At 52.3% G+C, this 24,588-nt stretch carries 21 protein-coding genes; 8 read left to right on the plus strand and 13 right to left on the minus strand.

The genetic code is table 11. From position 1 onward, the window contains the following. The first annotated feature begins 3 nt into the window (after nucleotides 1–3). From ureE to yut, 4 genes are all read left to right on the plus strand, one after another. A complete protein-coding gene (ureE, locus tag BLP45_RS02655) occupies nucleotides 4–534 on the plus strand; it encodes an urease accessory protein UreE (RefSeq protein WP_090369546.1) in 531 nt (176 codons plus the stop codon). 14 nt (nucleotides 535–548) lie between these two features. After that, nucleotides 549–1,229 carry an urease accessory protein UreF gene (locus tag BLP45_RS02660; RefSeq protein WP_256327644.1) on the plus strand — a complete coding sequence of 227 codons (681 nt, stop codon included), beginning with the start codon at nucleotides 549–551 and terminating at the stop codon, nucleotides 1,227–1,229. Between the two features lie 38 nt (nucleotides 1,230–1,267). Then, nucleotides 1,268–1,897: an urease accessory protein UreG gene (gene ureG / locus BLP45_RS02665; protein ID WP_090369548.1), complete on the plus strand. Its 630-nt coding sequence runs from the start codon at nucleotides 1,268–1,270 to the stop codon at nucleotides 1,895–1,897. A 95-nt stretch (nucleotides 1,898–1,992) separates the two neighbouring features. Next, the gene (gene yut / locus BLP45_RS02670; RefSeq protein ID WP_090369550.1) at nucleotides 1,993–2,952 is read left to right on the plus strand and encodes an urea transporter; all 960 of its coding nucleotides are present in this window, start codon (nucleotides 1,993–1,995) and stop codon (nucleotides 2,950–2,952) included. Between the two features lie 236 nt (nucleotides 2,953–3,188). On the opposite strand, the gene BLP45_RS02675 is transcribed toward yut, so the two are convergent. The 8 genes from BLP45_RS02675 to BLP45_RS02710 all read right to left on the minus strand — a co-directional run bounded on the left by BLP45_RS02675 (nucleotide 3,189) and on the right by BLP45_RS02710 (nucleotide 13,047). Then, complete coding sequence (locus BLP45_RS02675) at nucleotides 3,189–5,399, minus strand: TonB-dependent receptor (RefSeq protein WP_090369553.1); 2,211 nt, start codon at nucleotides 5,397–5,399, stop codon at nucleotides 3,189–3,191. Between the two features lie 527 nt (nucleotides 5,400–5,926). Next, a complete protein-coding gene (locus tag BLP45_RS02680) occupies nucleotides 5,927–6,679 on the minus strand; it encodes a carbonic anhydrase (RefSeq protein ID WP_090369555.1) in 753 nt (250 codons plus the stop codon). A 29-nt stretch (nucleotides 6,680–6,708) separates the two neighbouring features. After that, on the minus strand, nucleotides 6,709–7,170 hold the full coding sequence (gene nikR, locus BLP45_RS02685; RefSeq protein ID WP_090369557.1) for a nickel-responsive transcriptional regulator NikR: 462 nt from the start codon (nucleotides 7,168–7,170) through the stop codon (nucleotides 6,709–6,711). Between the two features lie 414 nt (nucleotides 7,171–7,584). Beyond that, nucleotides 7,585–8,565 (minus strand): oligopeptide/dipeptide ABC transporter ATP-binding protein, encoded by a 981-nt coding sequence (locus BLP45_RS02690; protein ID WP_090369559.1) that lies wholly within the window; start codon nucleotides 8,563–8,565, stop codon nucleotides 7,585–7,587. Further along, nucleotides 8,562–9,575 carry an ABC transporter ATP-binding protein gene (locus BLP45_RS02695; protein ID WP_090369561.1) on the minus strand — a complete coding sequence of 338 codons (1,014 nt, stop codon included), beginning with the start codon at nucleotides 9,573–9,575 and terminating at the stop codon, nucleotides 8,562–8,564. Before BLP45_RS02695 ends, BLP45_RS02690 begins: the two co-directional genes overlap by 4 nt. Before the next feature lie 2 nt (nucleotides 9,576–9,577). Beyond that, nucleotides 9,578–10,477, minus strand: coding sequence for an ABC transporter permease (locus BLP45_RS02700; protein WP_090369563.1), 900 nt, complete (start codon nucleotides 10,475–10,477; stop codon nucleotides 9,578–9,580). Further along, nucleotides 10,464–11,432, minus strand: a complete 969-nt coding sequence (locus tag BLP45_RS02705; RefSeq protein WP_090369565.1) for an ABC transporter permease — start codon at nucleotides 11,430–11,432, stop codon at nucleotides 10,464–10,466. Before BLP45_RS02705 ends, BLP45_RS02700 begins: the two co-directional genes overlap by 14 nt. 1 nt (nucleotide 11,433) lies before the next feature. After that, nucleotides 11,434–13,047, minus strand: coding sequence for an ABC transporter substrate-binding protein (locus tag BLP45_RS02710; RefSeq protein WP_176754638.1), 1,614 nt, complete (start codon nucleotides 13,045–13,047; stop codon nucleotides 11,434–11,436). 923 nt (nucleotides 13,048–13,970) lie between these two features. Here BLP45_RS02710 and BLP45_RS02715 point away from each other — a divergent pair. From BLP45_RS02715 to BLP45_RS02730, 4 genes are all read left to right on the plus strand, one after another. Then, a complete protein-coding gene (locus BLP45_RS02715) occupies nucleotides 13,971–14,936 on the plus strand; it encodes a metal ABC transporter substrate-binding protein (protein WP_090369569.1) in 966 nt (321 codons plus the stop codon). An 18-nt stretch (nucleotides 14,937–14,954) separates the two neighbouring features. Then, complete coding sequence (locus tag BLP45_RS02720) at nucleotides 14,955–15,743, plus strand: metal ABC transporter ATP-binding protein (protein WP_256327645.1); 789 nt, start codon at nucleotides 14,955–14,957, stop codon at nucleotides 15,741–15,743. After that, nucleotides 15,744–16,694, plus strand: coding sequence for a metal ABC transporter permease (locus tag BLP45_RS02725; RefSeq protein ID WP_090369572.1), 951 nt, complete (start codon nucleotides 15,744–15,746; stop codon nucleotides 16,692–16,694). Between the two features lie 201 nt (nucleotides 16,695–16,895). Beyond that, on the plus strand, nucleotides 16,896–17,192 hold the full coding sequence (locus BLP45_RS02730; protein ID WP_090369574.1) for a hypothetical protein: 297 nt from the start codon (nucleotides 16,896–16,898) through the stop codon (nucleotides 17,190–17,192). Between the two features lie 36 nt (nucleotides 17,193–17,228). Here BLP45_RS02730 and BLP45_RS02735 read toward each other — a convergent pair whose 3' ends face one another. From BLP45_RS02735 to BLP45_RS02755, 5 genes are all read right to left on the minus strand, one after another. Further along, complete coding sequence (locus tag BLP45_RS02735; RefSeq protein ID WP_090369576.1) at nucleotides 17,229–17,726, minus strand: hypothetical protein; 498 nt, start codon at nucleotides 17,724–17,726, stop codon at nucleotides 17,229–17,231. Nucleotides 17,727–17,924: 198 nt separating this feature from the next. Next, nucleotides 17,925–20,549 (minus strand): putative bifunctional diguanylate cyclase/phosphodiesterase, encoded by a 2,625-nt coding sequence (locus BLP45_RS02740; protein ID WP_176754639.1) that lies wholly within the window; start codon nucleotides 20,547–20,549, stop codon nucleotides 17,925–17,927. 592 nt (nucleotides 20,550–21,141) lie between these two features. Next, complete coding sequence (locus tag BLP45_RS02745; RefSeq protein WP_090369579.1) at nucleotides 21,142–21,372, minus strand: hypothetical protein; 231 nt, start codon at nucleotides 21,370–21,372, stop codon at nucleotides 21,142–21,144. A 173-nt stretch (nucleotides 21,373–21,545) separates the two neighbouring features. After that, nucleotides 21,546–22,070 carry a DUF4142 domain-containing protein gene (locus BLP45_RS02750; protein WP_090369581.1) on the minus strand — a complete coding sequence of 175 codons (525 nt, stop codon included), beginning with the start codon at nucleotides 22,068–22,070 and terminating at the stop codon, nucleotides 21,546–21,548. A 347-nt stretch (nucleotides 22,071–22,417) separates the two neighbouring features. After that, the gene (locus BLP45_RS02755; protein ID WP_090369583.1) at nucleotides 22,418–24,505 is read right to left on the minus strand and encodes a putative bifunctional diguanylate cyclase/phosphodiesterase; all 2,088 of its coding nucleotides are present in this window, start codon (nucleotides 24,503–24,505) and stop codon (nucleotides 22,418–22,420) included. Nucleotides 24,506–24,588 lie beyond the last annotated feature (83 nt).

Here is a 24,588-nt window from a genome sequence, read left to right on the forward strand (position 1 = left end):
TAAATGCTTACTTTGAACGTTAAGATAGAGCATGCGGAATCGATTTTCGCGCAGCTTGTCCTGCCTTATGAGCTGCGCGAAAACAGTCGCCTGCGCACCGCACTTGCATCGGGGGAAGAGGTCGCCATTTTCACTGCGCGAGGCACGGTACTGCGTAATGGTGATTTGCTCCAGGGTGATGACGACCGGGTAGTGCAGATCATTGCGGCGGAGGAGCCTACCTACCGGATTACCTGTCGTACTCCCCATAATCTGTTGCGCTGCGCGTTTCACCTTGGGAACCGCCACACGCAGACACAGGTGGGAGAGGGTTTTCTGCGTATTTGCCAGGACAGCGTGCTGAAAGAGATGCTGGAGGGGTTGGGTGCGACAGTGGTGGAAGAAAGTGCGCAGTTCGAACCGGAAACGGGGGCCTACAGCGGAGGCGGCCATCACCATCATGATGGGAATGGCCATGGCCATTCCCACGGGCGTGGCCCGCTCGCGCCGATTCCGGTGCACCAGAAGATTCACCGTCCATCGGACAAACGGTAGGAGACCAGGCGACCATGATGCAGGCAACCTCCTTGTTACGCTTGCTGCAACTGGCAAGTCCGTCGCTTCCCGTCGGCGCATATACCTATTCGCAGGGCCTGGAAGCGGCCATCGAGGGGGGCGCGGTCCGGGACGAAGGTTCGGCCCGCGCGTGGATCGCCGAGGCGCTGGACGTGGTTGCGGACTTTGAAGCACCGGTCCTCTGGCGGTTGTTGCAGGCATTTTCGACGCGGGACGGGGCAGCGGTTGCTAATTGGAGCGAGTGCTTTATTGCGGCGCGCGACACCGCCGAATTTCGGGCAGAAACCATCCAGATGGGATATTCGTTGAACAGGTTGGTGGCGGAGCTGAAGCTTGCGGACGACTCGCTGCTGGAGATAATGGCCGATCAACCCGAAATCCCCCTGCCCACGGCATTTGCGTATGCAGCGGAAGCGCTGGCCGTACCGCGTGAAGCCGCGTTGCTTGGCATGTTGTTTTCCATGGTTGAGAACCAGGTGCTGGTTTGTGTGAAATCAGTTCCGCTTGGCCAGGTTTCAGGTCAGCGGCTGCTGCTTTCCCTGCATGGTGTGATTGAAGCCGCTGCAAGCCGTGCCCAGACGCTTGAGGACGACGAATTGTCCAATTGGGCGCCGGGGCTGTCGCTATTATCGATGCAGCATGAAGTGCAATACAGCCGGATCTACCGATCCTGAACGGCTTTGCCGGATATAAATTATTGATGGAAAATTGAATGAAAAATACATCCAACCCCTTACGTGTCGGTATAGGCGGCCCCGTCGGCTCCGGAAAGACGGCCTTGTGTGAAGTGCTGAGTAAAAAGATGCGCGACCGCTATGAAATGGCCGTTATCACCAACGATATCTATACCAAGGAAGACATGGAGATACTGCTGCGCGCCGATGCGCTTCCCGCTGAGCGCCTGATGGGAGTCGAAACCGGCGGCTGCCCGCATACGGCTATCAGAGAGGATGCGTCGATCAATCTGGAAGCCATTGCGCGCATGACGGCGGACTTTCCTGATCTTGATCTCATTCTGGTCGAATCCGGCGGTGACAATCTGGCTTCGACTTTCAGTCCCGAGCTTTCCGACTTGACCATTTACGTAATCGATGTCGCTGCCGGCGAGAAAATACCACGCAAGGGCGGGCCCGGTATCACGCGTTCCGCCTTGCTGGTGATCAACAAGATCGACCTTGCGCCGTATGTCGGAGCAGACCTTGGCGTGATGGCGCGCGACGCGAAGAAGATGCGGGGGGAACGGCCATTTATTTTTACCAATCTGCATACAGGCGAGGGAGTGGACCAGGTTGTCGATTTCATCGTAAAACAGGGGCTGCTGGATGAAGTTAAAGCTCATTAGTGCCGGGGGATGCGGCATGTGATGACCACGCTTTCCGCATAGCTGCAGCAACAAAATATCTCGCTACGACATAAGAAAAACTCTGGAGATGGATAATGGAATGGTCATTAGCAATAGATAGGGCAATGCCTCGGCCTGTGCGTGTGATTCTGAGAGGCGTCGGGCAAGTATTCTTTTGTTGCAACGCAGTGACAGGGTTGATTTTCCTGGTGGCGCTTTTCATCGGTGGTCCGATAGCGGGGGCCGCCGCAACTGTTGGGGTAATATCCAGCACTGCCGCGGCTTACCTTCTCGGCTTCTCCGAGGATGATATCGATGCCGGATTGTACGGATTTAACGGGACACTGGTCGGGCCTTGCCTATTTTTGTTTCTTGAGCACTCTCCACAACTTTGGTTGTATGTGATACTTGCTTCAGTATTGTCGAGCATCGTGCTGGCCGCCTTGATGAGAATTCTCGCTCCTTACAAGATTCCGGCTTCCACTTCGCCGTTCGTTCTGACCTGCTGGATGTTTCTGGTGGCAGTGTATGCTTTCGACAGCTTCACCCGCGGTCCCATATTACCGCCCCCCGGGATTCCCGCCGTGGTGACGGATGTGGCGATAATGCCGGCCGAGATGTGGTTTACTGCCCTCACAAAAGGCGTTGCCGAAGTCATGTTTGCGGACAGCGTTATTGTCGGCATTCTTTTTCTAACTGGCATCGCCATCGTTTCCTTGCGGGGTGCGCTAATGGCGATTGGAGGTACTGCCATTGGCGTGATTTTCCCCATACTCCTGGGGGCGAATCTAGGCATGATCGAGATGGGGCTATACTCGTTCAATCCGGTTCTGACAATGATGGCGGTGGGATGGGTCTTTCTCAAGCCTAGCGGCAAAAGCGCCCTCCTGGCGATTCTCGCGGGATTCTTGACCGTGGTGTGCCAAGCCGGTCTTGCCAGTTTCCTGGCGCCAATCGGGCTGCCCACGCTTACGTTTCCGTTTGTTCTCACGATGTGGATGTTCCTGTTCGCGGCGGGAATGTCAAAGTACTGGGCGGAGCCGGCAGCGGAATAAAGGTAATTTGGACTTGATGTCCCAAGCGGTCTTGCTATCAGGTCCGCTTACCAAGTTCGGTGGATTGTCTTCCGTGAGCATGATAATCAAGGTCTTTTTGGCTGATGATGATCGGCTTTTCCGGGACGGGTGAAGCCCGCTTCCGGGGGTTGTTTCATGGGCGTGATGTAGTAGGCCTGTTTGTCATTTTCGTAAGGAATTGACGCGAGAAATGAAGACTTGTGCACTTGTAAAAGTCAAAACTTGAATGAAATACCTCCCAGAACCGTAAAAGGGGCTGCGGGGTTGTAGGTCCGTACCCCGCTCGTTATACTGGCAGAAGAAGCATAGCGCTCGTCTGCCAAGTTGAATATCTGAATAAAGTAGCGCTGCCGCATATTCCATGGCTGCGATTTCGGCTCGTAACTCGCTATCAGATCAACCGTCTCATATCCATCATAATATGCCTGGGCTTGCGTCGCCGAAGGCAGGTTGATCGCATAACGGCCGAAGATCCTTCCTATTGCGGTAATCGACATGCCGGGCATGGGCCGAAGCGTGCCGGTAAATGTAGACATGAATTTAGGCACGCCAATGACATCGGCACCGAGCAGAAACGGTTGTGTGGGCAGGGCCTCCGTAATCCTTGAGTTGAAACGGGAAACCGCTGCCGTGGCTTCAAACCAGTCTACCGGCATGAACCGGACTTCGGCTTCCGTACCGATTCGCCTGGTTTCCCCGACATTGACATAATCCAGCAGGAGCGGATTGGGCAGCGCCACTTCGTTTTTGCTCTCTATCTGATAATGCGCGAGATCGAACATCCACATCGAACCTGGGGTGAGCGTGAAGCCCAGTTCGAGCTGCCTGAACGTGGTTGGCTTGACACCGATGCCGGGCGTAAATTTTGCGGCATCACTCGGCAGCGCAAAGCCGTCGGCGACGCTGACACGTGCTTCGAGGAGATTCGGCCACAACGTGGAGCGGATCCCGAATTTGGGCGTGGTGATATCAAAATTCTGCATTTTGCCGCACTGGGCGCTGGCACCGGTGCGGGTTTCAAGGCCACGTGTTTCGCAACCCCCGTCGATAAGGTCTTTCCGAATCCCGAAGGAAGGCCGAAAATAAGGACTAAGCACCCATTCGGTCTGGGCAAACAATGAAACGTAATTGGTTTTCAGATTGCGGTTGAGTGTTCCGCTGCTGCCATTGATTCCCCCGGTCAAGGTCGTGGCGGTGAACTGGCCGTTATTCAATGCATCGGCATATCTATACAAGGTCTGTTCTTCGTAGCGTTCCGCTCCTAGAACCCAGGTTAAGGGCTTTGACAGAAAATCATGTTTTCCGTTGAGATTGAGTCCGAATCCCAGCACGTTGCGGTCATAGTTTTCTTCCCGCTGCTGCCAGGTAGTGGCGTTGGTCAGCCGGGTGAATGAACGGCGGAACGTCTGCGTGGTGGCGTAGCCAAAAAGCGCGGCTTTTATCTGCGGCGTAATAGCATGAGAAAGGTCGCCGCGTATGGTATAAAAATCCTTGTCGGTGCCGTCGTTTTGAACATTAGGGTTCTTTGCAAAGAAATGGCTGCGGTTACTTCGATTGTCGTATTGCTCCTGGGAGATGACCGATGCTGTGTTCGCTTCCCCGACGTGCGCCCGGCCTGCAATGGTAAATCGCGTCTTGTCCGTGAAATTGTAGCCGGCGCTGAGGGAGCCGGTATGACGCTCGTTCTCCGATTGAGGACGAAAGCCGTCGCTGCGGTAACTTTGCACGGCTACGTTCAAATCGACCCCGTATAGATTGCCCCCGCCTGCTGCCTGCACGTCTACAGTGCCGAATGAACCGCCGCGCACGTCAAGCTCCCCGTATTTGCCAGACCTGCGGGTCTCCAGCGCCACTATGCCGGCCCGGTTGAAGTTTCCATACAAGGCTGATACGGGCCCCTTGAAAATTCTCATAGCTTTGATTTCGAGCGGAACGATTACGCTCAGGTCGGCATAGCCATCGGCATGGCTTGAGGCTTCGTTCAATGGAATGCCATCGACCACGAAGCCGATATCGCCACCGTGGCCGCCACCCGAAAAGCCGCGCAGATTAATGGAACTGGCAACGCTCCCGTAACCGAGGCTGCGCACTTCCATGCCGGCGGTTTCACGGAAAAGCTGCTCCAGGTTGGAAACCTGGCGTTGGGCGATGAAATGCTGATCGAATACATGCACGCTAAAGGGCTGATTTTTGCTGACTGTGAGTGTCTGGCCTTTTATGACAAGAGGCTCAAGCCTGACGACTTTTTCCTTTCTAAACTGATCGGCGATAGCTACTTTGGCGGGAACCGGCGTTTCCTCATCCGTCTTTGCGGTTTTCCTCCCATCCTTGTCTACAATTCCAGGCTGGGGAGGCTGTTGCGCTTGAGCGGTCAGGATGGGCATGAGCAGGAACCCAAACACGTACACGTGCAAAGTTGACTTCATGAACTCGCCCTTGTTTTCCGGCTGACGAGGCCGGCTATTATTATTTTTACGCTAATTAAGCAGTATTACTATTACCTCATACTTATGAACGATAACACGCACGCCAAGCATGTCTGTCAGGCAATATCGCGATATGAGGTCGGGACAGATGAATGCCCTGTCAGGCATTCCCTACATGTTTCTGATTGGATTTATGGCAGTCCCTGAAAACGAACTAACCAAGTATATGAAGCCGGTCCTCATGGCTGGAAGATTGCCCCTTCTTGGCGGCGTGGCAATTAGCCAATAACACGGTTAAGAATATCCTATCGTGTTATTTGCCCCGCTGATTACCAGATCGTTTGTCCTGACGGCGTCATGGGCGGCGGGGAGCCTGCATCAGCTACCCATAGCCGTACAGGTAACGGGAAATATTTTGTCAGGGAATTTGAAGCATGATGTAAGAATAGAACGAACTTTGTTGCAGGTATTCCCTGCATCCATGTCGGTGCCTGTGAACGATGGCTACGCTGATTAAGCAGTTCTGGTCAGGCAACTAAGTCAACCCTCCCCGTTTTCAGGCTGTAAACCCCGCCCACCACAAGAAGCTTCTTGTTTGCGACCAATTTACTCAAAACTGGAGGTTGTTTTTTTAGTTTCTCAACATTTCGGATAACATTCATTTTAACGACATTGGCGAAGCGTTCGCCCGGCATATTTTTTGCTGCTCTGACAGCCGGCGCCAACGCGCTTGCCATGGATTGAATGTGTCCGGGGAATTGCCTGTTTTTATCGACGGCACCAATCGCGGCGCCCACGGCCCCACAGCTTTCATGACCCAGCACCATGATCAGCGGTGCATGCAATATGGCAGCCGCATACTCAAGGGTAGCCACAAAATCCGTGGTTAAATAATTGCCGGCTACGCGAGCCACAAACAGGTCGCCCCGTTGTTCGTCAAAGCAGAATTCGGGGCTTACCCTTGAATCGGAGCAACTTAAAATACTGGCATATGGATTCTGCCCGATAACCAAGGCCGCTCGATCATCCTCGAAATTCAGAGGGGTCGATTGCCCGGCAACGTAACGCGCGTTACCCGCCATCAGCCGTTCCAACGCTTCGTCAGGCGTCATGACATTTTCCGGCAAGGGCGGCGCTCCGACATCGGCGGCGTACGCTACTCTTCCTGTTATTCCAGACATTCCCAGGCCGAGCGCGGAGGCGGCGGCTGATTTCAGGAACAGGCGCTTGCTTGCGTTTTGCCGAAGATTGATATTTTTCTTATTATATGTGTCGCACATATTAAAAATATATCTTCGGCCGATCGGCGTTATGTAAGCGGATTGCTATGTGTATGTGGAACGGAGCCGGAGGAATGTTGCTCTTGCTTGATCTCTACCGGCACCATATGCAACTTGCCATGCCGGACACCGCGTGTAGCCGTGACAAGATTGGCAAAATCTTTAACGTTCTGAATCGGGCCGCGCAGAATGACCACTTCGAGGCAGTTATCGTGATCCATATGCACATGCATACTGGATAACGTAAGATGGTGGTGATCGTGCTGAACCGACGTGACTCGGCTGGCCAGGTCGCTTTCATGATGGTTATAGATATAGCTGAGCGTGGCGACGCAATAACCCGCATTCTCTTTTTCCAGGCGAGAGGTTTCCAGCTGTTCACGTATCAGGTCGCGCATGGCTTCGGATCGATTGGTATAGCCGCGTTCGTGCATTAAATCATCAAACTGTTTAGACAGCTGATTATCTAAAGAGATGGTGAGACGCTCCATTCAATCACACTCGATAGGTTGTAATGAGCAGAATTCGAGAACAATACTGAATTTTGTTCCGATTAATTATGTGCATTCCGTTTCAGGCATTAATCCCTGTGGATCGGAGGTGGAGCGTGATAATGAGTGTATCATAAGTTATGATAAACGTAGAGCAAAAATAGTTATTTCGAATATTCGAAAGTTTGCGGTTATATGCTGGTTATATGCTAATGGCAGAGTGATCCGGATAGCGAGGTATATTCCGCGGCTTAAGCTTTCTGTTTTGATTTTCGCACTCCAATCGTGATTATTGCCGTCTCCGATTAAGAGGCTCGACAGACAACGCTGAAGACGGTAACGACCAAGGATGGAAAAGCCAGCCGTTCATTTCCCGCCACGGCCCTTGGCTGTTTAACGTGTTAGGCCTCTGGCTTATGAGCTACCATCCCGGACGTCCGATAATGGAAAATGACAGGCTACCCGATGGCCTGGCATCAATTCCCTCAATGAAGGCGTTTCCCGCCTGCAACGCGCCTGTGCATGCAAACAACGGTCATGAAATATACAACCGTTTTCCGGGGCCTTGCTTGCAGAGGGAGTTAGCCTGGGCAAAACGCCATTTCCCGCGAAATAGGCGGCAGCCTCTATCAGACAGCGTGTGTAGGGATGGGCGCCATGCAGCAATACTTGCAACCGGTCGCCTTCCTCAACGATTCTGCCGCGCAACATCACAGCGACGCGAGTGCAAAGATGATTGATGACCGCAAGGTCATGAGAGATGAACAAGTAAGCAAGCCCCTGATCCCGCTGCAAATCCCGCAACAGGTTGAGGATTTGCGCCTGTATCGATTTATCGAGGGCCGACACCGGTTCGTCGCATACCAGCAGTCTTGGGTGAGGTGCCAGTGCACGCGCGATGCATACTCTCTGCCGTTCCCCGCCGCTGAGCTGGTGGGGATAGGCGCGCGCAAGCCGCTCCGGCAATCCCACTTCGTGCAGTAATTCAAGGATGCGCTGCATGCGGCGCGCCTTGCTATCAGCAGTGAGGTTGAGCAGCGGCTCTTCGATTGCGGCTTCTACCGTTTGCGATGGATCCAGCGCGCTATATGGGTCCTGGAAGACGATTTGCATTTCACGCCGCATGCTTCTCACGGCAATCGGCTTCATTTCGGCTATATTCACGCCATCAATCAGTACACTTCCTGAGGTCGGTTGTTCCAGCGCAACGATGAGGCGCGCCAATGTGCTCTTGCCGGATCCGCTCTCGCCTATCAAGCCATAAATCTCGCCGTACTGCACGCATAAACTCACGTTCCGGACTGCCAATACCTCATGATGATGACCATATTGCCACTTTCCCACTGTGCGATATGATTTGCTAACATTTTCCAGCATAAGCACGTCCGCAGTCACTTATGGTTCCTCGTCCTCGGCTGATCGCCATTTACGGAAACGCCCGAGCCCTGCATCCAGCATGCCGCAAGCTGATCGACTTCCACCGCGACGAGCGGCGGCTGTGCACGGCTGCAACGTTCGCCTGCCTTATCGCAGCGAGGAAAAAAAGTGCAGCCGGTTACTGGTGCGGTCATGTCGGGAGTACGTCCCGGTAATGCGGAGATTGCGCGAGGCTGCGCTTCCAATTGGGGGATCGAGGCCAGCAAAGCTTGAGTGTAGGGATGCCGGGGTGATTGCAGCACACGGATGGCTGGTCCCGATTCCACGATCCGCCCCGCGTACATGATCACTACTCGATCTGCCATGCGTGAAACCAGGCCTAGATCATGGCTGATGATTATCATGGCCAATTGATATTGATGGCGCATGTCCATCAGCAATTGGGTTATCTCGGCCTGTGCCAGCAGATCCAGAGAAACTGTCGGTTCATCTGCCAGCAACAATTCCGGCTGAAGCGAAATAGCCAAGGCCAATGCAGCGCGCTGGCACATGCCTCCGCTCAATTCAAACGGATAACTCTCCAGTATTTTCGCTGGACGAGGCATCCCCACCTTTGTGAGCATATGTTCAGCTGCCGCCTTAGCCGCATGCCCGTTCATTCCGCGATGAACCCGCAATACTTCCGTCATCTGACGTCCAATAGTGGCAGTCGGGCTGAATGATGCTTCAGGTGATTGAAAAATCATGCTGATCCGCCGGCCCCGGACTTGACGCCAACCATCTTCGCTCAGCGCCTGTAAATCATTTCCCTTGAAACTGATTGTGCCTTCCACAATGCGTCCCGGCCTGTCGAGCAGGCCCAGCACCGACAGCGCCAGCGTACTCTTGCCCGATCCGCTTTCTCCGACAATACCCACAATCTCACCTGCGCCCACATCCAGGTCTATGCCGTCCACCGCGCGTACCACGCCGGGGCCCGTCATGTAGTGACATTTCAGATTGCGCACTGACAGCAGCGGCTCAGCCATAATTAGTCTTTTTCCCGCTGCTTGGGATTTACAATATCCCGTAATCCGTCACCAACCAGATTAATGCATGACACCGTGGCAACGATTGCGAAGCCGGGGAAGACGACTACCCACCATACGCCACCTAATGCGGCACTCATACCATTGCCAAGAAGGTTTCCCCAACTCGGAAGCGTGGATGGCACCCCCAGGTTAAGAAAGCTTAGGGTGGTTTCCAGCAATATGGCTTGCCCGATACCCACTGTCACGACGACCATCAAAGGGCCGAGAGCGTTAGGCAGCAAATGTGTCAATGCGATACGAGACGGTGACGCACCCGCGGTAATAGCGGATTGGATAAAGGTGGTGTGCAATAGGCGCCGGCACTCGTTACGCATCATGCGCGCCGTGCCCATCCAGCTGACAAGGCCGATTGTGAGGATGAGCTTGAATACACCGGAATCGCCGAAAGCTTGAAAAACGATTACCAGGAGCAATATCGGTATTGCTAGTGCAGCATCGAGTATCTGCATCATGATACGATCCAGCCAACTTTTCGACATCGCGCTCACCATGCCATAGCCGCAGCCAATTACGGTCGCGAGTATGGTGGCGATCAACCCAATCCATAGAGAGACACGCCCTCCCTCCATGACGCGCCATAGTAAATCACGTCCCAATTGATCCGTGCCGAGTGGATGTACGGAAGAGGGGGCCTCATCCATCCTGCCGAGATTCACTTGTTGCACATCGGGGTCGGACAAAATAGGCCCCAGCAAGGACAAAACGGCAATTAAAACGAGTCCGGCAAACCCAATTCGCGCAAGACGATGCCTTGAAAAAGCACCTATCCACCATATCCGCAAGGATGGCGATGCGTTTGTCGCTGCCGGCTCAGCTACCCATTTGCTATTCGCCGGCACTCGTTCTCCGGAACCTTGGATTAAGCCGTGCGATAAGCATATCTGCCAGCAGATTGCCTGCTATGACTAAAACCCCCGTTGTCAGCACAGACGCCATCAACATGGGATAGTCGCGCGCGATAGCCGCCTGCAGAAACAGGCGCCCTATCCCGGGCCACCCGAAAACCCATTCCACTATAAACGTTCCGCCCACTAACAAGGGAAGCGTGAGCCCCATCCATGTTGCGAAAGGTGTGAGAGCATTGGGTAAAAGATAGCGCCATACGAGAATACGCTCCGGCAAGCCGCGTGCTCGCGCCGCACGGTAGTATTCGGTTGCGAGTACGTCGCGGATACTTCCGCGTACCAGGCGAATATATGGCCCGGCATGCGTCAGAACGATACATGTCACCGGCAAAAACAGATGTTGCAGGTAGTCCACCAGATTTTCGTCCCGGCCCAGGGATGACTGGCCAGACGAAGGTAATAGATCGAGTGTTACCGAAAACAGCAATATTAAAACGAGGCCGAGCCAGAATGCCGGTGTCGCAAAGCTGATCAGGGCAAAACCGCTGATGGCGTAATCCAGCCTGGTATGGGCGCGTATCCCGGCCCAGTAACCCCCTACGATTGCAATAACGGCGATCGCTATTGCCGAGATGCCGGTCAATACGAGTGTTGCCTTCAGGCCGTGCCACACGACACCTCCGACATCGCGTCCATCGCGTATTGAACGCCCCCAATCTCCATTAAGCAGCCTGCCTAACCATATGCCATATTGCGCAACAAGCGGCTGATCGAGGCCAAGATTGTGCGAAACCCGCTTGTGGTCGTCCTCGGTCATGAATTCACGTCCGCCAACCAGGCTGGCAACCGGGTCTCCCGGCGCCGCTTTCATGATTACAAACGCGCATAAGCTGATAAGCAACAATTGCGATAGCACACCGGCGATGCGCTGTAATGTATAGCGCCACATGCTAGGGGTTACGCTCCACGTCCCATTGCTCAATGTTCCACAAAGGCGAGGTGCCGTGGCCAAAAACCCTGGGACTGAATCCGCTTACACCTTTGCGGACACCATAGATATGCTTCAGGTAAACAAGATAATTGTAAGGAGGATCTTCGATGAGGGCTGTCTGGAGTTGCTGATAAATTGCCTTGCGGGCTTCGGGATCAAGCGTGATACGGCCCCGTTCCAACAGATCATCCACTCTCGGGTTGTGGTAACCGCTGTAGTTGCTGCCGCGCTCTCCATTGCTGCTGGAGAAATAGGCGTACACGTCTTCATCCGGTTCTCCAGGGATGCCTCCGCCCAGAACATAAGCCGGAAGCGTGGGTATTTTTATGCCCGACATATCGCGCACTTGTATCCTGACTTCTATCCCGGCACGATGCAATTGGTCTGCCAGCAATGCCGCCAAATCCTGTCTTACCGGATCATTGGCTGGTACCGTGAGCGGAAACGACAGCTTTTGTCCATTCTTGACGAAAATACCGTCTATGCCGCGAACCCAGCCCGCTGTGGCCAATAAATCCTCTGATTTCTTCGGATCGTCGTCGGGGCCCGTCAGTTCAGGTGCCGATATTTTGTTGTATTGCAGCGGTCCATATGCCGGATATCCATGGCCGAGCAGCGCTCCCTGGACCAGGGCTTTCCGGTCGGTGGCATACTGTATCGCCTGCCTGACACGTATATCGCGAAACAGGGGGTCTCTTAGATTGAACATCATTACGCGGTAATCCGCCGTGTCCACGATTTCAAGATGGATGTTGTCCCCTGGTTTAATGGCGGCAATTTGCCTGGGCTTTATTTCCGCGACATCCACTTCGCCTTTCTTGAGCTGCACCAGTCTGACATTGGGGTCGGGCAGGAATTTGTATATCACTTGATCCAACTTGGGGCGGCCATCATAAAAATCGGGATTGGCTTCCAGGATCAAATACTCGCCTCGCTTCCATTCCTTAAGTTTAAACGGACCCGTACCGACTGGACTGGTGCTGTTGAACTTGTCGGTATTGAAATCTTTCCCTTCCAGCACATGCTTCGGAATCAGCCCCATCCTGAGTTTGCTAAGTAACGGCGCAAACGGTTTGTCCAGGTGGATTTTCACGGTCAATGCATCAATAGCTTCGACTTCGCGGATCGCACTCAGGTTTTTACGGAACCCGCTGTGATTCTTTGGATGCTGGATGGTTTCGAGGGTGAATTTTACATCCTGGGACGTGAACGGCTGACCATCATGCCATTTGATGCCGGAACGCAATCCTATCGTATATATCCTGCCGTCGGGAGTAACTTGCCAGTCGCGTGCCATATCGCTCACCAACTCGTTCCTGGCATTAACCTTGAATAATCCTCTGAACATCGCCAAGTCTGAATCGGCATGCTGATGCCCTGCCACCGGGTTAAGCCATTCGGGTTCGCTGGCTCGGGCTACGATAAGCGTACGCGGACGGGTATCGTGCGTTATCTTTTTTTGCTGGCTCGTCTCGCTCGTCTCGCTCGTCTGGCTAGCGGGCTCAGGGGGTGTTTTGCCGCAGGCGGCAAGCCCAAGTATCGCCAGTGACAAACCAAACATCTTGCTTCTCATTGTGCGCTCCAGCGGGAAATGACCGGTTATCGAATGAGCTTTCATATCCCGTAGTCTTGCGAAGCCGGATTACAGCGGGATCTGGACGATAAATGTAGCTCTTACTATTGGGGGCACAGATGTACCCATCAATCCGCCGCGGCATCCTGCGTAATGGTGATCAAAGAGGATGTGCGACCAAAAAAAGTCATGGTCGCAGGGTAACAGGTGTGTCCCGCGCAACAATCCTGGATTTTGTTTCGACTGGCGGGGGATAGATTTTTATGCATGGTGCGTGGTCTGTTGGGCAATAGCCCGGCATACAGCAAGATTACGAGCAGCGTAAAGGCTGGAAGAGGGTAATTCGTGTGCCCCGATGTGCGGTGAGCCGTACGAAAAACCGTGTAGAAATAACTTTTGCCATTAATCTAATTATTGTTTTTAGGATTATCTTATCGTTATTGTGAAAGCTAAATTAAATCCTTCAGGTGTAATATTATGCAGTAGTAGGAAATATTAAGAAATAGTAATACTTAAGATATTTGTTGTTTGAGGGGTTAAAAAAGAGTTTGTGGGTGTGATTTGCCGACCGAAAAGGATTTGCAATGTCGACGAGAAATTTGCATCTATCAGAAATGGTCGAGAACGTTTCTCTTCAGGTTTATTGAGAGCGGGTAAGAACGTAGCTGGATCGGCTGGCGTGAACTTGGGAATCCCTGGAAGCCGGATTTCTGTTTTCTTTCGTGGGGTATGAAATATTCTAAATTAATCATACGTATTGTGGGAAAATAGTTTTGAGAGATAGCGTAATTTATAAATGGGTAAGAGAAAAATAAGAATATTTTATCGTCATATCGGTCACGTTAGTGCCGGCTCACGCATGTTCGAGCGAGGGTAAGGTTTGGCTTACGCTTCGCTAAAGCGCCAATATTTAAGGAACGGCAATGAAATCAAGCAGATTTGCTATCACATCTTTATCATTTCTGATAATTTTATCTTCTTCCAATACCGCGTATTCCACAGATACGGACAGACGGGTTAAGGTCGTTACGACCGTCGCTCCCATCACGAATATTGTGCAGAACGTCGGTGCAGGTTACATCAACGTCACCGGCATCGTCCCTGATGGCACTGATTCCCATACCTTTGAACCGATTCCAACAGACGCGAAAATACTGGCCGCCGCGGATATCATTATCGTAAATGGCCTCGATCTTGAGCTGCCCACCGTAAAGCTGGCGGAAAAGGTCAAAAAGGCAAAAACTCCAATTCTTCGGCTCGGTAACCGTACGTTGCGAAAGGAAGATTGGCGGTATGATTTCAGCTTTCCCCGTGAGCATGGTCATCCTAATCCGCATCTATGGCCCAACATCGCGCTGGCGATGCGTTATGCCGAAATCACCCGGGACAGCCTGGTTGGGCTCGATCCCTCGCACAAGGAAGGCTACATTGCGAATACGGAAGCTTATCTGGCCAAGCTGCGAGAACTGGACACCGCCATCTTCGATTGCGTCAAGAGCATTCCTGAGAAGAGCCGAAAGCTGGTCACGTATCATGACTCCTTCGCCTATTTTGCCCCGCGTTATGGCATGAAGGTTATCGCGGCTATTCAGCCCGCGAATTTTTCCGAGCCCGGTCCGCGAGAGGTGATCCGTATCATTAAGCAGATCAATAAAGAAAGAGTGCCCGCTATTTTTGGTTCCGAAGTTTTTCCAAGCAAGGCGACGGAACAGATTGCCCGTGAAACCGGGGTCAAGTTCATTGATCAGCTTTCGGATGACGAGTTGCCGGTCCCGCCCAATAACTCCTTTATTGGCATGATGGCCAATAACATGGCTGTCATGACCGAGGCGCTGGGCGGTAATCCCGCTTGCGTGGCAAACGTCGACACCAGCAATGCCACACCCTGACCCATGGATGGTTGCGGAATGAATTCCGCGGTTAGCTTACGCAAGGTTACTGCTGGCTATGAGCACAATGTGATATTCGCCGGCCTATCGCTGGAAATCGCCACTGGGCAATTCGCAGGCATCGTTGGGCCCACAGGGTGCGGCAAGACCACGCTGCTTAAAACCATTTTGGGCACTCACCCTATTTTTGCGGGCGATGTACTTTTGAACGGACGTCCCGCAGGTAACGGGCGGCCCGGTGCTATTGGTTATGTACCGCAATTAGGAAGTGTAGATTGGAGTTTTCCGGTCACGGTGGAAGAAGTGATCATGATGGGCCTTTACACCAACAGCCGAATCTGGCCTTGGGCAAGTAAGGAGGAACGTGAGCGAGTTCATAATCTCGCGCACCGGCTCGGCATTTATGACTGCCTGCATCACCACATTGTGCATACGTCCGGTGGGCAGCGCCAGCGCGCGTTTCTTGCGCGAGCGCTGATTAGCAATCCAAAACTTCTGGTGCTGGACGAGCCGACCTCTGGTGTCGATATCAAAACCCAGCACGAGGTATTGCATCTATTAGGCGATATCAACAGTGAAGGCATTACCATTCTGCTCACCACGCATGATCTTAATGCCGTCGCTTCCCATTTGCCGTGGGTAATCTGCTTCAATAATGGCGTGGTAGCGCAGGGTCAGCCACGTGATATTTTTACCAACGAAATCCTGACCCGAACCTATGGAGGTGACATCGTCATAGTCAAACACGACGGACATTTTCTGATTGCCAACAGCACCCCTCTGCATCTCATGAATAACCATTCATAAATGGAATTCTTTTTCGAACCTCTGCGGTATGAGTTTTTTCGGCACGGGCTGCTGGCAGCATTGATGGTGGGTTCTTTATGCGGTCTGATTGGCGTATACGTCATACTGCGTGGCATGAGTTATGTCGGGCATGGATTGTCCCACGCTGCCTTTGGCGGCGCAGTGGTAGGTTTTACACTCAATTTTAATTTTTATGCCGGTGCGGGCGCCATGGGTTTGCTTGCGGCGCTATTGATCAACCGGATCACAAAAAATGGCAAGGTTAAATCAGATGCCGCCATCGGGATCGTCACCACAGCCATGTTCGCCCTCGGTGTAGTCATCATCAGCCAGGTACGCACCTTTACCCAAAGTTTCGAGGCGGCCCTGTTCGGCAACATTCTGGGAATTACCGATAAGGATTTGCTGGTGATCGGCCTGGTTACCGTTGCCACCATGGTTGCCATATTTCTCATGTATAGACCAATGCTCTTTTCAACCTTTGATAATGAGGCGGCGCGGGTATTCGGTATCCGGACGGAAATCGTACAGTTGCTATTTTCATTTCTCCTTACGCTGTCCATTATCGCTTCCATGAATGTCGTCGGAGTTACCATGATCGCTGCTACCCTTATTACGCCTGCCGTGACAGCCCGCATGATGACCGATAGCTTCAGTCGTATGCTGATCTATGCTTCTATCATAGGCGCGATAACCGGCGTTGCGGGCATGTACCTGAGCTACATATTCAATGCCGCCTCGGGAGCAACCATCGTATTATTTGGCGCGTTATTGTTCTGCGTGTCTGCATTGATAAAGCGTACTCGGGAAAAACTGATGCTGCGCCTCAACGTACACCGCCATGGTAACTTGATTCATTCCCATCCACATGACCGTCGGCATGCCAAGCAGGATTGGAAGCCTGGAAATGACCCTGCTGAATCAAAAATCCCCCAGTCAAAAGCCGAATGACCGACTCATGCATCGACCTCTTTTCAGCGAAAGCTTTTTCCTGTCTTCCAGACAGATCGGACTCACCGATAGCTCGCCATGGCAACGCATCCTGCGCTGCATAGTACCTGAGTCCAATAGAAACAATTAACAAAGCCGGTAACATATGCTCTGGCTGGACGACCCGAATTGTGGCTCCGCTTTTAAGGAACGTATTGCCAGATGATCGGAAAAATACTGTCACGTATGCTTTTATTTTTGAATAATCGTGGACACGCGCTCATCACCTTGACGGGATCAAGGTGCCAGGCGGAGCTGCTGCGTCAGTTGTATTTCCAGTTGCGCACGGTATTGCAGCGATTGCGGGAATGGGACAAACATATCCGGCGACCGACTGCCTCAAGCGAGAATGAAGGTTTGGGTGCGGCCTACGATAAGCGCAAATGGATGGAAGCTTATTATGGAAAACAGGATACGGCAGCGCTGAGGCGCGTAAATGGAGACGGGCGTCACATATAACGATAAGCGGCCACCGCATCACTCGCGACGGCATCATCAATAGGAAATGGTTCCGTTCGCTTCCATTTTTCCTTTACCTGTCAGAGTGTTTTGAGTTCCTTCCAGTTCCGCGCTCCCGCTCGCTTTGGAGAAGCGGCCCGTTCCTCCTGTTATCTGTAGCTCTGCATCAGAAAGGGAATACGTCGGTCCGCTATTGATCGGCGTAAAAGTGCCGCTGTAGCCACCGGTAAGTTTATCTCCATTGGCTGCAGTGAGCTCGAACGTGCCTTTGAAGGTAAAGCCGTTCTCCATCGGTGTAATGCAATCATTAGCCAGGAGCGTAACCTTGCCCATGTGCGTGCTTTTGCCTGTGCCGGTAAGAGTGCCACCAAATTTGGAGGGACAGGTCGGCGTATACCCAACCTGTTCCTGGGTTACCAGGCTGACCTTTAGCGGTACATTCTTTGGATCCGACCAGGCAACTTCTGGAGCAAGTATGACGATGGCGAGGAAGGCGGAAATAAACTTATACTGTAATTGTTCATGAATATGCATAGCTGGCTCCTTTGTGATGTAACGGTTCCTGGGAAAATTCTTTTGCCGTTGACGATAAATCCACCGCGTGTATTTTGAGGTGCTTTAGCTTGCGGCGCGGAAAGCAATGCTTCGGCATTTTAACGGCTTTCTCGCCTGGCTTCGACGATTGAATTTGCTAAATCAGAAAAAGAAGCGGTCAACTAGCGGATTGGTTTCCTATTCCAGTGGAAGCCGCGGTTGGTAAGCTATCTCACCAGGAGGCTTATCCAGCAATCTTTCGAAGTCATCCGGCGGCACGGGTTCCGAGAAAATATTGCCTTGCCCATAGTCGCATCCGGCCAGGGCAAGCAGGTCTTGTTGTTCTTTTGTCTCTATCCCTTCGGCAATTACTTTGATCCCGAGTTTATGTGCCATGACAATGATCGCTTCACACAATGCCAAATCGTTAGAATCAGGGGCCAGACTCTGCACGAAGGACTGGTCTATTTTCAGGAGGTCAATGGCATATTTCTTGAGGTAGGCCAAAGAGGAATAACCGGTGCCGAAATCGTCCAGGGAAACCTGGATGCCGGCATTCCGGAAGGTAAGCAGCTTGGACGTAACGGCGGGACTGGCATCCATCAGCAGGCCCTCGGTGATCTCGATGACAAGACTTTGCCCCGGTAATTCCAGCTCCTGCAAGAAGCTGATCCATGTTTTATGCAAATTGACATCACCGCGGAATTGCACAGGAGAAGTGTTGATGCTGATCTGGAATTCAGCACCACGCGATGTTCGCCAAATCTTCGTTTGCTGTACTGCTTTCCGAAATACCCAGTCGCCGATATCGACGATCATTCTGGTCTCCTCGGCAATCGAAATAAAATCCGAGGGACTCACCAGGCCAAGTTTCGGATGGTGCCAGCGCAGCAATGCTTCCGCTTTATGAATAACGCCGGTCGCCAGTTCCACGATAGGCTGATAGTGCACTTGAAACTGGTTGCCGGCGAGAGCGCCGCGCAAGTCACTGGCGAGGCGCATCCGGATTTGCGCCGCTTCCTGCAGGGTACGGGTAAAATAGCTGAAACAGTTCCGGCCCTGATTCTTGGCGGCGTACATCGCTTGATCGCAGTTTCTCACTAACACTTCCACCTCTGTGGCATCCTGCGGATAAAACGTGATGCCCATACTGGTCGACAAGTAAGCCACTTTGTCTCCTAACTGGAACGGTTCGGCCATCCTGTGAAGAATGTCCCGGACAACCCGATTAATGCTGATGGTATTGTTCAGACCGCCAAGAATTACGGTGAATTCGTCGCCTCCCAGGCGTGCCACCACGTCAACGCCGCGCACGCAACTGCTCAGGCGCCATGCCGCTTCCTTGAGCAGGAGATCTCCAACGTTATGTCCATAGGTGTCATTGACTTCCTTGAAATGGTCCAGATCAAGAAGAATCAGGGCTATCGACGACCCGGAGCGATTGGTTTTCGTGATTTCCTGCTTCAGACGGTTATGAAACATGTAGCGGTTGGGCAACCCGGTCAGGGAATCAAAATTGGCCTGTTCCCAAATCAATTCATCGGATCTTTTTTTCGAGGTGATGTCAGAAAACAGGATCACCCACCGATGCACTGAACCATCATCATTGTGAATGGCATTCACTTTGCGCCATTCGGCATAGATTTCCTTGTTCTTGCGCCGGCCTGTCACCTCTCCCTCCCAATAGCCGGTGGTTTCGAGCGAAGTTCGCATCGCTTGGAAAAAAAACTCGTCGTGAAGGCCGGTGCTGAGAATATCCGGATGCATCCCTACGATTTCATCGGACGTGTAACCTGTCACGTTGGTAAAGGCCGGATTAACGCTTACGATGATATTGCTGGCATCGGTTACCATCATCGCCTCGCTGCTGTTCTCGAACACCATGGCGGCCTGCTGCATGGATTCCTCAGCCAGTTTACGCGCAGCGATGTCTTGCTCGATTGCCTGTGCCACGGAATTGAATGTCATGCCGAGTTCAGCCAATTCATTTTTCGTATCAATATCGCAGCGGGCGGCATAATTACCCTGTGTGACATGAATCGCCTGGTCTTGGAGTTGCGCCAGCGGTCGCAGTATCGCGCGGCGTGTATAGAAAATGGCAGCCGCAACAGCTAACAGGGCGATTACGATGAGTGTCATCACTAACTGGATCTGGCGTTGGAGGCGCGCCAACCCGTCATTTACCTGTGTTCGCGTCCGTAAATCAAGCAATTCTGTAAATTGCCGAATCGGCTCCATAATTCTGGCTTTCTCGTCGACATAACGTTCGCCGAACAACAGGTTTGTGGCGAATTCCGGATCGGGTGGCCCGCGAACGATAAAATTGCCTGAACCATCGTCGTATAACCCGTCTACCGCGGCGAATGCTTGTTTTTCCAGTTGGGTCAGTCTATCGGAATTCACTTTCGCTTCCCGCATCAGAATGGCCTCCTGCCCGCTAAACCCTTCGTTATGCATCATCTCCAGCAAAGAGATGGATCGGCCCTGCTCAACTACTGGATTCTTACCCGCATCCACAAGATGCCAATACGTAGCGGTATAGTTCTGCGGACGGGGCTTTCTGCCTTCGCGGATATCGAGTATTTCAAAAAAATGGCGTTGATAAACAGGGTCCCGCGTAGCCACGTATGTACGCGCCATACGGGTAAGGTCTTCGGAGCTTTGCAATAATTCTCCGGCAAGCAGCAGGGAGCGATAGCGGTGATCCTCGCTGATCGCAATGTCATTCTGAATGCGGAACGCCTGAAAAACCATTATTCCAATTGCGAAGAGAAGCAGCATCAGAATAGCGGTGAACACTTTGATAAACAGACTGACTTTCATGGAACCCTTGCCATTAATTTAAGAAATGAAGATTTTGTGCCCGTCTCAGTGTTGGCTCCTTACGCTGCCGGTCCCTAGGAAACAACGTTACATAATTCCCGCGGGTGCGCTTGGTGGTGGCTTTCCTGAATGGCCGGACTTATCACTGTAAATGGATAAGGCCCGCAGGTTTCTTTGTGCCGGATAGGCCGGCATCTGGCTAAATAGAGAGATTTTCGGCGATGGATAGGATATGGATTGTACCGAATTATACTGAGAGTATGAGTGCTGGCAGCCACGGAGCGTGAAGAAAGGGTTTTACCTGCCGAGCTCGAATAATTATGTTGGCATGCGGCCATGGCAGAGGGGCAGTGGAGGGTGAAAAGAACGGGAGATGGGATATTGCGTTAAATTTTTATGCGAGCTATCTTTTTCAGGGCGATTCATATGTACTTCATAACGGCAGACTAATAGCCGACTTGAAGAATCAATCCTAAAAAGTGACTGGGAGGGACTGGGATGAGGAGGTTTTGTATATTTCGGTCAACCAGAAACTGCGGAAGCCATTTATTTTGAATCGCGATAGCGCCTTTTCTTTGCTTCAGCGGAATTCTTACTCGGGTATTCCAATTTCGGTGAATGGCATGCCGCTGCATGCAAACTGAAACAGCGCCAGCAGTTTCGCCTTTTCGATAATACCTTTGATGTCTCCGATGCCGTCGCCGTTTGTGTCATAGAACGCGCGCAGAGAGATTTGATAAACGGGGGTTTTCCTCCACCATTCCGTGTCAGGATTACTGGAGGAAACGGATTCTGAGAAATCAGCCGGTACAACCACACTCAAAGAATGGCTCTTGGCGAAAAGATGATTGGGATGTGCTTATTGTCCTAAATTTTTATGGGGGCTATTTCTTACAAGATATCTGAGAGATACAGGAAGATGGTGGCGAGAGGTTCATGCAGCCCCCCAAAACCGCCCGGGCTCAGGGGAGCTAGTCAAGCAACGTGATAAAGGTGCTATTTTCCGAGCGATGCTTTTACTTGTTTTGCATGCTCGGTATGCGCGACAAACGCTGGCCGTACTTTGATCAGCAAAGCCTTCAACTCTTCATTTTTAGCATTGGGGATAAGTGTTTTGTCCACCGCGTCGAGCACTTGCTCGTGATAGACTACTTCATGGTCGATATAGGCCTTATCAAACTCGGCGCCACTCAATTTCTTAAGATTGGCGATGTTTTTCTCGCCGCCCCCCTTCAGGCTCTCACTGGTAGGGTTATCCTTAGGCGTTACTTTCAGCTTGGTCACAAGTTCCACCGCCTGTTTATTGACGTCGCCATGGTCGGTGACCATGCGATGGGCGAACGCTTTTACGTCCGCGTTGGATGCCTTGGACTCAGCGAGTTTGCCGGCGTCGATATCGACCTGATTCGCGGCGACGACAATTGCGGCAATTTCCGCATCGCTGGGAGCGGCTGCCTGGGCCACCGCTACAAACATGGGAGCAACCAGGGCAACCGCGAGCATGAGCGTGCTATTTTTCATAAATCCCTCCATAAAAGTTAGTCGAATAGATAAAAAAAGTACTCTCTCAAGATTGTGCTACCTCGCTTATTGGCGGCATCCAACCAGGGGTTGGATGCCGCCGCTTTGGTGAAGCCGTAGAACAGCTTCACCAAAGCGGCTTTACAATCTCAAGAATCATACGACTATTAATTATATACATGAGTTCAATGCCGATGTTATATTTCTAAAGAAGTAAGTTTCCCATTATTCCTTACATTTAATATGGTTATAACTGAATTGACGGATTCCAGAGCCGTTTGATCTGACTCAGCGGATCAATGCTAAGAACATAAAATCGTTTCTATGCCAGAGTATTCATCCCAAGCTTACCTCGGTTGCGAGGCAACAGTCCTGATCTTCGGGGCCCGTTTGTCATGGGACAGGGTGCGCTGCAGCAACTCGCCAAACGCATCTGACGTCATAGGTTTTCCGAGCAGGAACCCCTGCATCTCGTCACACATCATGTTTTTCAATTTGGCGAGTTGCGAATCGGTTTCGACGCCTTCAGCCACTACGTCCATCTCCAGGGAATGCGCGAGTTTAATAATCGCAGAGACGATGGCGCTGCCTTCGCGACCATATTCATCCAGGCCATTGGTGAAGAACCGGTCTATCTTCAATTGCCTGGCACGAAAGCGCTGCAAGTAGGCAAGACTTGAATAGCCGGTCCCGAAGTCGTCGATTGCGATTTCGAAGTTGCTTTCCTGGAACTCGCGGATCATCTTGGTCGTTTTTGGTGCGTCTTGCATCGCCACAGTCTCGGTAATTTCGAACATGATGTGTTCGCACGGGATGTGTTCGGATTGGACGATCTCCAATATTGTCGGGACGAGATCCGGTTGCGCTAATTGCCGGGGAGATAAATTGATCGCCACCTTGATCGCTGGCAGACCACTTTCATGCCAGCGGCGCATTTGCCTGCATGTTTCGCGCACGGCCCAGTACCCTATCTGAACAATCTGTCCGGAGCGTTCGGCGATAGGGATGAACTCCATCGGCGGGAAGGATCCGAATTGTGGATGGCTCAGGCGGAGCAGTGCCTCGGCACCAGCCAGTCTGCCATTATCGCCACGGAATTTTGGTTGGAAATACACGGAAAAATAGTCGGCTCCGAGTGCTTCGTGCAAGGCCTGTTGAATCTGTAAAGTGCGGATAGCCGCCTCATTCATGCTCGCCTCGAAAAAGCGGTACGTGCCGCGTCCCCGGCGTTTTGCTTCATACATTGCAGCGTCCGCGTGCTTAAGCAGCACTTCGACCGTATCGCCGTCTTGAGGGAAAAGGGAAATACCGATGCTCGGCATCACTTGCAGTGGTTGGCTATCGGCCCATTCGCCCTGGCGCATGCGATTGAGTACGCTTTCCGCCATTTTCGCGGCGTCGTTGGCCGACGCAAGATTTTCGAGCAATACGACGAATTCGTCGCCACCCAACCGCGCTACCATGTCGCCACTACGCACGCAATGCAGCAATCTGAGCGCGAATGCTTTCAGGACTTCATCACCGGCCGAATGCCCAAGTGAGTCATTGATGACCTTGAACCCGTCGAGATCCATGAACAGAACGGCAAATATGTTTGGGTGGTGCCTGGGTGCGTGAATCGCGCGTTCGATCTGTTCCATAAGGGTCCAGCGGTTCGGCAGATCCGTTAACGTGTCGAACGCCGCCAAGCGCAAAATCTGGCCGTTGAGTTGAGATACCGCATCGGAGCGCGACAACATGAGCGTAACGATCAGGATCGCGAACGTGAGCAGGATGATTGCGGTCGCGAGCCAATCCGAATTGATGGCGTTGGCTGCGCCGCTTACCGAGCCCAACGGGAAATGCGCGGCGGCCATCCCGGTATAGTGCATACCGGTAATCGCGATACCCATCACGAAAGCGGCGCCGATGCGCTTGGCGATCACACGCTTCTGCTTTTCATCACAGAGCATTTGCGCAATCCACAGTGCGGCAATCGCCGCGGCGACGGCGATGACAATCGAAATGACGAACAGTGCAGGGTCATAGTGAATGCCGGGATGTATCCGCATGGCTGCCATGCCGACGTAATGCATACCGGCGATGCCAAAACCCATCAGGGTACCTCCCGCGATGATATGCGGAAGTGTCAGTTTTGCGCGCGTGACGATATACAGCACAAAATAGGAGAGCAGTATGGCGATCACGAGTGAGTAGCCGGTAGTGGACAAATCGTAGCCGAGCGGGATCGGTAGCGAGAAGGCGAGCATTCCGATGAAATGCATCGACCAGATGCCGATGCCCATTGCTGTTGCGCCCCCTGCGAGCCATGCGTGGCGAAGCTTGTCCCGGGTCAATACGGAAATATGGGCGGACAGTTCAAGCGCGGTATAGGAGGCGAGCGTAGCCACCACAAGCGACAGCGACACGAGCCATAAGTTGTAGGTGCTGTGCATGTGAATTCCGATAAAGATTTCAGTAGGGATAAATTATTATCGGCAGTACGGGTGTTTTCTTTAGGAGTGGGAGGGAGTGGGAG

Source organism: Nitrosospira sp. Nl5 (assembly GCF_900102495.1).
Lineage (GTDB): Bacteria > Pseudomonadota > Gammaproteobacteria > Burkholderiales > Nitrosomonadaceae > Nitrosospira.

What these genes read in the sequence shown, in the direction of transcription:
- BLP45_RS02680 (WP_090369555.1), bottom strand. Translation starts at nt 6,679, where the DNA reads ATGTGCGACACATATAATAAGAAAAATATCAATCTTCGGCAAAACGCA.
- BLP45_RS02750 (WP_090369581.1), bottom strand. Translation starts at nt 22,070, where the DNA reads ATGAAAAATAGCACGCTCATGCTCGCGGTTGCCCTGGTTGCTCCCATG.
- BLP45_RS02695 (WP_090369561.1), bottom strand. Translation starts at nt 9,575, where the DNA reads ATGGCTGAGCCGCTGCTGTCAGTGCGCAATCTGAAATGTCACTACATG.
- BLP45_RS02705 (WP_090369565.1), bottom strand. Translation starts at nt 11,432, where the DNA reads ATGTGGCGCTATACATTACAGCGCATCGCCGGTGTGCTATCGCAATTG.
- BLP45_RS02675 (WP_090369553.1), bottom strand. Translation starts at nt 5,399, where the DNA reads ATGAAGTCAACTTTGCACGTGTACGTGTTTGGGTTCCTGCTCATGCCC.
- nikR (WP_090369557.1), bottom strand. Translation starts at nt 7,170, where the DNA reads ATGGAGCGTCTCACCATCTCTTTAGATAATCAGCTGTCTAAACAGTTT.
- BLP45_RS02720 (WP_256327645.1), top strand. Translation starts at nt 14,955, where the DNA reads ATGAATTCCGCGGTTAGCTTACGCAAGGTTACTGCTGGCTATGAGCAC.
- BLP45_RS02735 (WP_090369576.1), bottom strand. Translation starts at nt 17,726, where the DNA reads ATGCATATTCATGAACAATTACAGTATAAGTTTATTTCCGCCTTCCTC.
- BLP45_RS02725 (WP_090369572.1), top strand. Translation starts at nt 15,744, where the DNA reads ATGGAATTCTTTTTCGAACCTCTGCGGTATGAGTTTTTTCGGCACGGG.
- BLP45_RS02730 (WP_090369574.1), top strand. Translation starts at nt 16,896, where the DNA reads ATGATCGGAAAAATACTGTCACGTATGCTTTTATTTTTGAATAATCGT.
- BLP45_RS02710 (WP_176754638.1), bottom strand. Translation starts at nt 13,047, where the DNA reads ATGAGAAGCAAGATGTTTGGTTTGTCACTGGCGATACTTGGGCTTGCC.
- BLP45_RS02715 (WP_090369569.1), top strand. Translation starts at nt 13,971, where the DNA reads ATGAAATCAAGCAGATTTGCTATCACATCTTTATCATTTCTGATAATT.
- BLP45_RS02660 (WP_256327644.1), top strand. Translation starts at nt 549, where the DNA reads ATGATGCAGGCAACCTCCTTGTTACGCTTGCTGCAACTGGCAAGTCCG.
- BLP45_RS02740 (WP_176754639.1), bottom strand. Translation starts at nt 20,549, where the DNA reads ATGAAAGTCAGTCTGTTTATCAAAGTGTTCACCGCTATTCTGATGCTG.
- ureE (WP_090369546.1), top strand. Translation starts at nt 4, where the DNA reads ATGCTTACTTTGAACGTTAAGATAGAGCATGCGGAATCGATTTTCGCG.
- BLP45_RS02755 (WP_090369583.1), bottom strand. Translation starts at nt 24,505, where the DNA reads ATGCACAGCACCTACAACTTATGGCTCGTGTCGCTGTCGCTTGTGGTG.
- ureG (WP_090369548.1), top strand. Translation starts at nt 1,268, where the DNA reads ATGAAAAATACATCCAACCCCTTACGTGTCGGTATAGGCGGCCCCGTC.
- yut (WP_090369550.1), top strand. Translation starts at nt 1,993, where the DNA reads ATGGAATGGTCATTAGCAATAGATAGGGCAATGCCTCGGCCTGTGCGT.